This window comes from Mesorhizobium sp. B1-1-7, from assembly GCF_006442705.1.
Taxonomy (GTDB): domain Bacteria; phylum Pseudomonadota; class Alphaproteobacteria; order Rhizobiales; family Rhizobiaceae; genus Mesorhizobium; species Mesorhizobium opportunistum.
In genome coordinates this window covers 404373-414537 of the sequence record NZ_VFWQ01000004.1, presented here as the reverse complement: position 1 = coordinate 414537, position 10165 = coordinate 404373, and the positions used below count along the sequence as shown (strand labels likewise).

Below are 10165 nucleotides of genomic sequence, written 5' to 3'. Positions count from 1 at the left end.
GGTTTGGGGGGACTTGGGGGGTGGCCCGTCGCACCAACAATGCCTGAACCCGATGATGGTTCCATGACTTCGAAAATTTTTTAAGAAATATTTGACGCTGTCCGTTGCCCGCGGGCCGCCAGCCAGTCGCGGCCGGCATGGGCAAACACTGCGCAGAGCACGATGGCGCCGCCGACCAGGCTGGCTGCCGGCGCGATTTCGCCCAGGAACAGGAAGGCAAACAGGATCGCGAACGGCACTTCGGCCGAGCCGAGCAGCCCGGATTCCGCCGCCGGGATGAGCCGTGCGCCTTCCGTCCACAGGATCGACGACAGCGCGAAGGACGCGCCGAAGGTGACGAGCAGGACGGCATCCCTTGGCGAGACCGCCAGCGGATCGGTGACGAACCAGCCGAGCACGAACAACAGGAAGGCCGATACCGCGCCGGCCCAGACCACCGGCGTGTCGCGGAAGGCACGCACCATGATCATGTAGAGGCCGCTGCCGACGGTCATCAGCAGCGCCAGTCCGTCGCCGAACAGGTTGCCGGTGCCGAAGCTGGACCAGACCATGATCGCCACGCCGCAGAGCGACACGGCAGCGGCGAGCATGGTCTGCATGCGGAAGGGTTCACGCGTCAGAACCCAGGCCAGCAGCGCGGTGACGAAGGGTGCGGTGGCGTAGATGACGGTGACATTGGCGACGAAAGTGAATTTGAACGCCGAGATGAAGGCAATGCTGGCCAGCGCGCCTTCCACCGCCAGCAGCCATCCGCGCCAGCCCAATCGCAGGCTCTCGCGCCCGCCGGAGCGGCGTCGCCGCCACAGCACATAGAGGCTGATCAGGATCGAACCGACAAAGCCGCGCCAGCAGATGATGGTCAGCGGATCGGCATGGATCGATTTTGTCAGCACGCCAGTCAGCGCAAAGACGGCCGCCGAGCATGACACAAGAACGATGCCAAGCGTGCGCTCGGCGACAGTGTCGGTGGTGGCTGTCACATCAGTCATGCTGCCAGCCTACGCCGCTCCCTCCTGACATCGTAGCGTCAGCAGTGATGCCCATCACAGCCGCTTGCGGAAATGCTCGCCGCCGACGATCAGCAGCCCGGCGGCGACGATAAGGGCGGCGCCCAGGAAGACTTCACGGCGCGGCACGTCGCCCCAGATCGCAAAGCCGAGCGCGAACGCCCACAGCAGCGAGGTGTATTCGAGCGGCGCGAGGATCGAGGCCGGCGTCCGCTTCATGCCCTCGAAGAGGAGATATTGCGCCAGGCCCCCGAGCGCCCCGACGCTGGCGAGAAGCAGCAGCTGGGGCAGGTCCGGCGTGTGCCACCACAACAGCGCCGGCACCGCCGAAAACAGCAGGAAATAGAAATTGTTGAGGAGAAGCTGGATCATCGAGCGTTCGGCAAGCGCGGTCTTGCGCAGGAGCACGATGGCAATGCCCCACAGGAAGGCGGCCGTCAGCACCAGCAGCACCGGCACGGACAGGCCGAGATGGGTAGGATCACAGGCGACAAAGACACCGGCGAAGCCGATCAGGACCGCCAGCCAGCGCAGCATCGGCACCTTTTCGCCGAGCAGGAATACCGAAAGCACGGTGACGATGATGGGGGCCGCGTAATAGACGGTGGTCAGTTCGGCGAGCTGCAGGCTGCGCGCGGCGTTGTAGTAACAGAGCCAGGCGGCAAGCGTGAAGGCGCTGCGCACCAGCATCGGCCGCACGATCGGCGAGCGCATCGTGTCGGCAAACAGCGCTCGTCCGCCGATTGCCGCGCAGGCACCGAGAATGGTGATGCTGCGGAAGAACATGATTTGCCAGACGGTCATGCCGGTGACCAAGAGCTTGATCGAGGCATCCTGCGTCGAAAACAGGAGATAGGCCGCACCGGTCAAAAGGATCCCGGCGAGAACCCTTTCACGAGTTTCGAGAATGGCGACATCGGCCATAAGGTGCGGGACCAGTGTTGCAGGAAGCGACAGCAAGTGCTGTGAAGCGGTGCGAGCGGCCTCGAAAGTCAGGCCCGGCTCCAAGCTATACGGGCGAAAGTCGGCGCAGCGCTACGCCAGGCCGGAGCTTGCGTTGGGGCAGAGGTCGATCGCGCGTTGTCGCGAAGCCTACTGCGTTGCCTGGTAGAGTTCCGAGGCGGCCTCTTTCAGAGCGCGTCGACCGTCGGGGCTGAAATACATCATATGCCCACCCTCGACAACATCGAGATGGATGGGCTTGGTATTGGCAAGCGACTGGATTTGATTCACCAGGTAGCGCGAGGCCAGGTAAGGCGTAACCAGATCGGTGTAGCCGTTGACGATCACGACGCCGAGTGCCGGGTTCAGCGAGCGTGCTCGCTGCAGGTCGTCCATTACCCCGGCATAGCCTTGCCGTGAGGCGCTCGTCCCGTAATCCCAACCATGGCTGATTTCGTTATTGAGCAGGCGATAGCTGACATCGGTGCGGAAATTCAGTTCGTCGCGGGCGTAGCCGACGAAAGCCGAGGTCAAAGCCGGCACGCTGCGGTCGAGCACTGGATCCGGACCGACGACGCGGGCGCTTTCGGGCGCGATGTCGGCGGTGCCGATCATGGCGTCGTATGGGCTGAGCACCTTGCCGCTGGCGCGGGCGAACTCTCTTGCGAACAGGTCGGTCGGGATGCGGGCGGAGTTGCGCCGCACGAGATCGAGCGGCAGGCCGGTGATGTCGGCCACGCGCTGGCTCGCCAGTCGCCCGCCTTGCTCCAGCCCGCTGGTGAGCGCCGTCAGATAATCGCCCAGCGCATAATGTTCGACTTCGGCCAGCTTCTCCCGCAACGCATCGCCCTTGACGCCTTCGGCGCGCAGGCGCACGGCCGCCAGCGACGGCAATTCGAGCGCCCAATGCAACGGCTCGAATTCGTCGGGCCGCACCAGTGTGAACTCCAGCGCCGGCGAGATCAGCACGATGCCGTTCGGACTGATGCCGATATCCTCTTGCAATGTCCTGGCCAGAAGCGCCGCACGGAAGCCGCCATAGCTTTCCCCGGCGAGGAACAGCGGCGAACCGGTGCGGCCGTTCTGCGCGAGATAGAGCCGGATGAAGGCGCCTATCGAGCTGGCATCCTGTTTGACTCCCCAGAAGTCGTGCGTGTCCTGGCCCGGTGCCTCGCGGCTGTATCCAGTTCCGACCGGATCGACGAAGACAAGGTCGGTCATGTCGAGCCAGCTGTCCTGATTGTCGATGAGCCTTTGCGGCGGGGGCAGGAATTCGCCACCGGTTCCCGTGGCGATCACGCGCGGACCAAGCGCGCCGATATGCAGGAAGGCGGACGCTGCTCCAGGGCCGCCATTGAACACGAAGGTGATCGGCCGCTGCGGGTCCTTGGCCGCGTTTGCCGGTGGCTCCAGCGTATAGGCGACATAGAATATCTCCGCTGTGACGTCGCCCTTGCCGGAAAGCAGCGGCAAGGTGCCGGCCCTTGCCTGATAGTCCAGCTTGCGCCCGGCGAGGGTGATGGAATGCTTGGTGGTCTGCGGCGACGGCAGCAGGGACAGCACGCCGCCCGAGGGCGCCGGACGCTCCGCCGTATCAGCCAGGACAGGCTGCGTGAAGGCGGCAAGCATCAGCAGGGCGATCAGTTTCAGCTTGAGCGACATGATGTCTCCGCGAGAACGACTCCCGCATAGGTATGGCCGCGGCGATCGAAGTCAAAGGGCATGATGGGTGGCTCGGTTTTGCCAATTCGAGATTTTTGCCGCGGGTTGTGACAAGTCCCCGATTTCGGACCATTATTCACGGCACGAAACAAGCAGTCGGGAAAGGGCAACAAAATGGACGCCACGGAACTGAAGGCCATGCAGGCCCCGCTGAAGCAGGCCTATCGCGACGACGCTTCGCAGGCGCTGATTACGTTGAAGGCAAGAGGCTCGATCGACGACCAGTCGGTGGCCTGCAAGGTGGAGACGGGGAGGGCCCTTGCGATTGCCGGATTGCACCCGGCAACCGGCGGCTCAGGCCTGGAACTCTGCTCCGGCGACATGCTGCTCGAGGCCTTGGTGGCCTGCGCCGGCGTGACGCTGAAGGCCGTGGCGACGGCGCTCGAGTTCAAGCTCGGGGCTGCCGCGGTTGAGGCCGAAGGCGATCTTGATTTTCGCGGCACGCTCGGTGTCGCCAAGGATGCGCCGGTCGGCTTCCGTGCCATCCGGCTCAATTTCGCTCTCGACACCGACGAGCCGCAGGAGCGTATCGATTCGCTGCTGAAGCTGACCGAGCGCTATTGCGTGGTGTTTCAGACCATCAATCAGAAACCTGAGCTGACGGTGAGCGCACGGCGCTGATGATCTCCCGCTTGAGGGGGAAATGTCGCCGAAGGCGACATAGGGGGATCGGAACATCCTGACGCGACGCCCCTTTGCCGGCAGAGGAGGTCAGCGCTCCACGCGCGGCGACCCCCTCTGGCATGCCGGCCATCTCCCCCTCAAGGGGGGAGATTACGCTCATCACTGCGCGGACGGCTCTTCGGCATCGCCCTCGTCGGTGAAGGGCGAGGCGCTTGGCACGCATTGCACCGACCAGCCCTGCGGTGTCGGCTGCTTCTGGTATTCGGTGATGGCGGCGGTGCACTGCTCGCGCTTGTCGAAGGTGCTGGGCAGCACGACCATGCCGCCCTGCGGCCCGGCGATTACCAGATACCAGACCAACGCTGCGGTCGTAGCCATGGGGATTTCCTTATTCTGCCCGAGAGGGCGCTTGTTGCGGGAGTCGCTACGATCCTAACAACTCCGTGGAAATGACGAAAGCATGACCACGGAGCAGCCTTTACGCTGGAGATCACAGCCGCGTGATGGCAAGGCCGGCTCTGCTCCGGTTCTCGGGGACTACCGCCTCAGTCGGTTGCAAAACAGTAGAATAGGCCGTCGCCGCCGGTGCCCTTCAGCGCCTCTTGGCCGCAGCCGCCGCGCGAAGCATGCGAGGAATTCCAAGACTTTGCCGCAGCCGAATCGTCGAGCCCGGCGCGGTCGTGGTGGCCCATCATGGCAGCCCCTTCGGCGCCGCTCATCGTCCAGTCGCCACAGGTCTGGTCGGCGATCTTGGTGCCGTCGGGCTTGGAGCCGGTCAGCATGTCGTGACGGTTCGGCGTGTCGCCACGGCCATTGACGGTCTCACCCTTCTCGGTGAGCGCCGTCTGCTTGGTGATGCCGTTGGCGTCGCTGTGCAGCGAGGCGACATCGTCGGCGATCTTCTCGCCCTTGGCGTTGAACCAGGGGCCCTTGCCGATGCGGTCCCGCGCGTCCTCGGTGCTGGTCGAGAGATAGGCGTGCCAGGTCTTGCCGGCGACGCCGGCCGCTTCGGCGAGCGAGGCGCAATGCGCGTCGGCGCCCTTCAGGCCGCCGAGATCGCCGCCCTTGCCGGAGCCGGCGCTGGTGACGAAGAAACTCATCTTGGCATCTTGCGACAGGGCTGTGCCGGCAGTCGCGGCGGTGGCGGCAACGATAAGAAGAAGTCTGCGCATATCGGTCCTCCGGTTTTCGAATATCCTACGTTCGAAGAACGTAGCCGGAGGCCTTTTTAATCCCTGAGATAGGCCACCTGAATGCGGGCAGCGGTTCTGGGAGCCGTCGAAAGAGGTGTAAATTTATTCCGGCTGCCTGTAGGCGACGAAGCGGTTGTGCTTGGCCTGGAAGATCAGCCCGGTCTCTTTCAGGTCTGGGCTTGCCAGCGGCACGATGCGCTTGGCGATCTCCGAGGGGTGCGGCAGCGTTGCCGGATCCTCGCCGGGCACGGCCTGCGCGCGCATGGCGGTGCGGGTGGCGCCGGGGTCGGCGGCGTTGACGCGCAGCGGCAGGCTTTGCGTCTCATGCGCCCAGGAGCGCATCATGGTCTCGACCGCTGCCTTCGACGCCGCGTACGGCGCCCAGAAGGCGCGTGCCGAATGCGCGGCGTTGGAGGAAAGCAAAATCGCACGACCGGCATCCGAAAGCCGCAATAGCGGGTCGACCGAGCGGATCAGCCGCCAGGTCGAGGTGACATTGATGGTCATCACCTTTTCGAAGGTCTTGGCCTCGACATGGCCGATCGGCGAGATGACACCGAGCACGCCGGCATTGGCGACCAGGATGTCGAGCTTGCCCCAGCGCTCGTGAATGGCGCCGCCCAACCGGTCGATGCCGGCCATGTCGGAGAGGTCGAGCGGCACCAGCGTGGCCTGGCCGCCGGCAGCCTTGATCTGATCGTCGAGTTCTTCAAGCCCGCCGACGGTGCGCGCGACCGCGATCACATGCGCGCCGGCGGCGGCCAATTCCTTGGCGATGAAATAACCAATGCCGCGCGAGGCGCCGGTGACGACCGCGACGCGGCCGGAGAGGTCGAGGGTCATGCGAGAATTTCCGTGAGGTAGGTGCGAGACGCCCTCGAAGGCAAATGATGGCCTGGCAATCCTATGCCCCGCTGTTCGCCAGCAGCGACAGCGTGCGTACGTTGTCGTGGCCTTCGAAGTCGAGCAGGCGGGTCGGATACTGGCCGGTGAAGCAGGCGTCGCAGAATTGCGGTTGGTCGTTGTCGCGGCTGGCCTCGCCGACGGCGCGGTAGAGCCCGTCGATCGACAGGAAGCCGAGTGAATCGACGCGGATGAATTCGGCCATCTCCTCCACCGACATGCGCGATGCCAGGAGCTTCGACTTCTCCGGCGTGTCGACGCCGTAGAAGCAGGAGGCGCTGGTCGGCGGCGAGGCGATGCGCATGTGCACTTCCTTGGCGCCGGCATCGCGCACCATCTGCACGATCTTCTGGCTGGTGGTGCCGCGCACGATGCTGTCGTCGACCAGCACAACGCGCTTGCCTTCGATCATGCGGCGGTTGGCGTTGTGCTTCAGCTTGACGCCCATGTGGCGGATCGAATCGCCTGGCTGGATGAAGGTGCGGCCGACATAGTGGTTGCGGATGATACCGAGCTCGAAGGGGATGCCGGCCGCCTGGCTGAAGCCGATCGCCGCCGGCGTGCCCGAATCCGGCACCGGCACGACAATGTCGGCGTCGACCGGATTTTCCTGCGCCAGTTCGGCGCCGATGCGCTTGCGCACCTCATAGACATTGCGGCCTTCGACCGAGGAATCCGGCCGAGCGAAATAGACATATTCGAAGATGCAGAAGCGGGTCTTCTGCGGCTCAAACGGGAACAGGCTTTCGATGCCCTTGGAGGTGACGACGACCATCTCGCCCGGTTTCAGGTCGCGCACGAAACGCGCGCCGATAATGTCGAGCGCACAAGTCTCGGAGGCCAGGATCCAGGCACCGTCGAGATCGCCGAGCACCAACGGCCTGATGCCGAGCGGGTCGCGGCAGCCGATCATCTTCTTGGCCGTCATCGCCACCAGCGAAAAGGCGCCCTCGACCTGCCGAACCGCATCGATGAAACGCGAGTTGAGGTCGCGCTCCTTGCTGGTCGCCACCAGATGCAGGAGCGTTTCGGTGTCGGAGGTGGAGGAGAAGATCGCGCCCTGTTTCTGCAGCGCGCGCTGCACCGTCATGGCGTTGGTCAAATTGCCGTTGTGGGCGACGGCGAAACCGCCATCGGCGAGTTCGGCAAAGAAGGGCTGAATGTTGCGCATGCCGGCGCCGCCGGTTGTGGCGTAGCGCGTATGGCCGATGGCGCGGTTGCCTTGCAGGCTGTCGATGACGCGCTGTTTGGTGAAAGTGTCGCCGATCAGGCCGACATGGCGTTCGACATGGAACTGGGTGCCGTCGTAGGAAACGATGCCGGCCGCTTCCTGGCCGCGGTGCTGCAGCGCATGCAGGCCGAGCGTGACAATGGCCGCTGCGTCCTGCCGGCCGAAAATACCGAACACACCGCACTCGTCATGGAAATGGTCGTCGGCCTCGGCGGAAAGCACGTCGTCTGCGTCTGCCATCTTAAGCTCCGCTAAAATCGCCATATAGAGCGGGTTCGCGTCGAAAGCAACGCGCGCCGTGCAGTCGTTCACACCATCGTCGGTCCTGACGCCCGTTCTGGAGCAATTCCAGGAAAAGTGTGAAACGGTTTTCCGTCCGGAATTGCGTCAAAACAAGGGGCGTCAGTTTGCAGGTGCCGCCGGTGCCGGCTTGGCCGTGTTGTCGGCAGGAGCGGCGTCGTTGTCGTCGGGCGCTGGCGCATTGGCGTCGTCGCCGCCGGCAGGCGCATCCGCTGCTGGCGCGTCCGGTGCGGCAGGCGTCTCGGCGGCCGGCTGATTCGGATTGAGTTTCTTGAGGATGGCGTTTTCCGGATCCTCCGGCAGCAGGCTCTCTAGCTTGGCGCCGATCTGCTCCAGCAGCGGTCGCGACTTGGCTTCCGTCACCCAGGCCGGTGCCTTGGCGCCGGCCAGCCAGTTGAAGAACAGCAAGGCGACAGCGACGACCAGTATGCCGCGCGCGGCGCCGTAGAGGAAACCGAGCGTGCGGTCGAGCGCGCCGATCCGGGAATCGATTATCCAGTCGGCGAGCTTCATGGTGATGACCGAAACGACGATCAGCGCGATGATGAAGACGACGCCGGCGGAGGCCGCCATGGCGATCTTCTCGTTGTCTATGTAGGGCTTCAGATAGGGCAGGACCGGCTTATAGAAGAAGAAAGCCGCCGCGGCCGCCGCCGCCCACGATACGACCGAAAGGACCTCGCGCGAAAAGCCGCGAACCATGGCGAGCATCGCCGAGACCAGGGTGAAGCCGACGAGAATTCCGTCAAGCAGCGTAATCGGCATGTCTTTCGCCCCACTCCGATCTCTTTTTCACGGCTCCACGAGCCGCGTTATTCTTCGTCGTCCACACGGCTTCGGCGTGAGCCGGCTATGCGTGCCACGAGGTCGGCAAGCTCGGCGGGCTGGAAAGCGCCGGCCCCGATCCCCCCAGCAAGTTCCTCGCTGCCCAAGGGCAGAACCGCGCTACCAAAACCCAGCTTTTCGGCTTCCTTGAGGCGCTGCTGCGCATGTGCAACCGGCCTCACCGCGCCCGAAAGGCTGATTTCGCCGAAATAGACGCAATCCGCGGGAAGGGCAAGACCGGTGAGTGAGGAAACCAGTGCGGCGGCGACCGCGAGATCGGCGGCCGGCTCGCTGATGCGGTAGCCGCCGGCGACGTTGAGATAGACGTCATGGGTGCCGAAGCGCACGCCGCAATGGGCTTCCAGCACCGCCAGGATCATCGACAGACGCGCGCCGTCCCAGCCGACCACCGCCCGACGCGGCGTGCCGAGCGAGGAGGGCGCGACAAGCGCCTGGATTTCGACCAGGACGGGCCTGGTGCCTTCCATGCCGGCGAAAACGGCAGCCCCCGGGGATTTCGCATGCCGTTCGCCCAAGAACAGCTCCGACGGGTTGGCGACCTCGCGCAAGCCCTTGTCCGACATTTCGAAGACGCCGATCTCGTCGGTCGGCCCAAAGCGGTTCTTCACCGTGCGCAGGATGCGGTAGTGGTGGCCGCCTTCGCCCTCGAAATAGAGCACACCATCGACCATGTGCTCGACGACGCGCGGGCCGGCGATCTGGCCTTCCTTGGTGACATGGCCGACAAGGACGATCGCCGCACCCGTCGACTTCGCATAGCGGATCATCGCCTGGGCGGAAGCGCGCACCTGGGTAACGGTGCCAGGCGCGGAATCGGCAAGATCGGTCCATAGTGTCTGGATCGAATCGAGAATGACCAGATCCGGCCGCTTGCCGTCGGCGATCGTGGCGAGAATGTCCTCGACATTGGTTTCGGCGGCCAGCTCCACCGCAGTGTCGGCAACACCCAATCGCTGCGCTCGCAGCCTGATCTGGGCGACTGCTTCCTCGCCCGAGACATAGACGATGCGGTGGCCCCTGGACGCAAGTGCAGCGGCAGCCTGGGTAAGAAGCGTCGATTTGCCGATGCCGGGATCGCCGCCGACCAGCAAGGCTGAGCCGCGCACGAAACCGCCGCCGGTGGCGCGGTCGAGCTCGCCGATGCCAGAGACGATGCGTGGCGCGTCCTCTATGTCGCCGGAAAGTGTGGTCAGCACCACCGCGCGGCCCTTGCGGGCATTGCGCGTGTTGGCCGGGCCGGAGCCGATGCCGCCGGAGGTGCCTTCCTCGACCAGCGTGTTCCACTCGCCGCAGGCATCGCATTTGCCGGCCCAGCGCTGATGCACCGACCCGCAATTCTGGCAGATGAACTGAACGCGCGATTTAGCCATGGAGCCGCGCCGGGTCGGTAGAAAGTG

Annotated in this window: 10 protein-coding genes; 1 reads left to right on the top strand and 9 read right to left on the bottom strand. The window is 64.6% G+C overall.

The features are described from left to right. Positions 1-80: 80 nt before the first annotated feature. The 3 genes from FJ978_RS09230 to FJ978_RS09220 all read right to left on the bottom strand — a co-directional run bounded on the left by FJ978_RS09230 (position 81) and on the right by FJ978_RS09220 (position 3611). A complete protein-coding gene (locus FJ978_RS09230; RefSeq protein ID WP_140571859.1) occupies positions 81-989 on the bottom strand; it encodes a DMT family transporter in 909 nt (302 codons plus the stop codon). Between the two features lie 54 nt (positions 990-1043). After that, complete coding sequence (locus tag FJ978_RS09225; protein WP_140571857.1) at positions 1044-1931, bottom strand: DMT family transporter; 888 nt, start codon at positions 1929-1931, stop codon at positions 1044-1046. Between the two features lie 168 nt (positions 1932-2099). Next, positions 2100-3611, bottom strand: coding sequence for an alpha/beta hydrolase (locus tag FJ978_RS09220; RefSeq protein WP_140571855.1), 1512 nt, complete (start codon positions 3609-3611; stop codon positions 2100-2102). A gap of 174 nt (positions 3612-3785) precedes the next feature. On the opposite strand from FJ978_RS09220, the gene FJ978_RS09215 reads away from it, so the two are divergent. After that, a complete protein-coding gene (locus FJ978_RS09215; RefSeq protein ID WP_140571853.1) occupies positions 3786-4292 on the top strand; it encodes an OsmC family protein in 507 nt (168 codons plus the stop codon). Positions 4293-4454: 162 nt separating this feature from the next. On the opposite strand, the gene FJ978_RS09210 is transcribed toward FJ978_RS09215, so the two are convergent. The 6 genes from FJ978_RS09210 to radA form a co-directional block, all read right to left on the bottom strand. After that, the gene (locus FJ978_RS09210; RefSeq protein ID WP_013896316.1) at positions 4455-4673 is read right to left on the bottom strand and encodes a hypothetical protein; all 219 of its coding nucleotides are present in this window, start codon (positions 4671-4673) and stop codon (positions 4455-4457) included. 167 nt (positions 4674-4840) lie between these two features. Continuing rightward, entirely contained in the window at positions 4841-5467 is a 627-nt protein-coding gene (locus FJ978_RS09205) for a hypothetical protein (RefSeq protein WP_140571851.1), read from the bottom strand. Between the two features lie 123 nt (positions 5468-5590). Beyond that, positions 5591-6331, bottom strand: coding sequence for an SDR family NAD(P)-dependent oxidoreductase (locus tag FJ978_RS09200; protein WP_140571849.1), 741 nt, complete (start codon positions 6329-6331; stop codon positions 5591-5593). 61 nt (positions 6332-6392) lie between these two features. Then, the gene (gene purF / locus FJ978_RS09195) at positions 6393-7862 is read right to left on the bottom strand and encodes an amidophosphoribosyltransferase (protein ID WP_023779649.1); all 1470 of its coding nucleotides are present in this window, start codon (positions 7860-7862) and stop codon (positions 6393-6395) included. A gap of 162 nt (positions 7863-8024) precedes the next feature. Then, the gene (locus FJ978_RS09190; protein WP_140571847.1) at positions 8025-8687 is read right to left on the bottom strand and encodes a CvpA family protein; all 663 of its coding nucleotides are present in this window, start codon (positions 8685-8687) and stop codon (positions 8025-8027) included. Between the two features lie 47 nt (positions 8688-8734). After that, positions 8735-10138, bottom strand: coding sequence for a DNA repair protein RadA (gene radA, locus FJ978_RS09185; RefSeq protein ID WP_140571845.1), 1404 nt, complete (start codon positions 10136-10138; stop codon positions 8735-8737). Between the last annotated feature and the right edge of the window lie 27 nt (positions 10139-10165).

Coding starts and splice junctions, on each gene's coding strand:
- FJ978_RS09190 (WP_140571847.1), bottom strand. CDS start 8,687: ATGCCGATTACGCTGCTTGACGGAATTCTCGTCGGCTTCACCCTGGTC.
- FJ978_RS09220 (WP_140571855.1), bottom strand. CDS start 3,611: ATGTCGCTCAAGCTGAAACTGATCGCCCTGCTGATGCTTGCCGCCTTC.
- purF (WP_023779649.1), bottom strand. CDS start 7,862: ATGGCAGACGCAGACGACGTGCTTTCCGCCGAGGCCGACGACCATTTC.
- FJ978_RS09215 (WP_140571853.1), top strand. CDS start 3,786: ATGGACGCCACGGAACTGAAGGCCATGCAGGCCCCGCTGAAGCAGGCC.
- FJ978_RS09225 (WP_140571857.1), bottom strand. CDS start 1,931: ATGGCCGATGTCGCCATTCTCGAAACTCGTGAAAGGGTTCTCGCCGGG.
- FJ978_RS09210 (WP_013896316.1), bottom strand. CDS start 4,673: ATGGCTACGACCGCAGCGTTGGTCTGGTATCTGGTAATCGCCGGGCCG.
- FJ978_RS09230 (WP_140571859.1), bottom strand. CDS start 989: ATGACTGATGTGACAGCCACCACCGACACTGTCGCCGAGCGCACGCTT.
- FJ978_RS09205 (WP_140571851.1), bottom strand. CDS start 5,467: ATGCGCAGACTTCTTCTTATCGTTGCCGCCACCGCCGCGACTGCCGGC.
- radA (WP_140571845.1), bottom strand. CDS start 10,138: ATGGCTAAATCGCGCGTTCAGTTCATCTGCCAGAATTGCGGGTCGGTG.
- FJ978_RS09200 (WP_140571849.1), bottom strand. CDS start 6,331: ATGACCCTCGACCTCTCCGGCCGCGTCGCGGTCGTCACCGGCGCCTCG.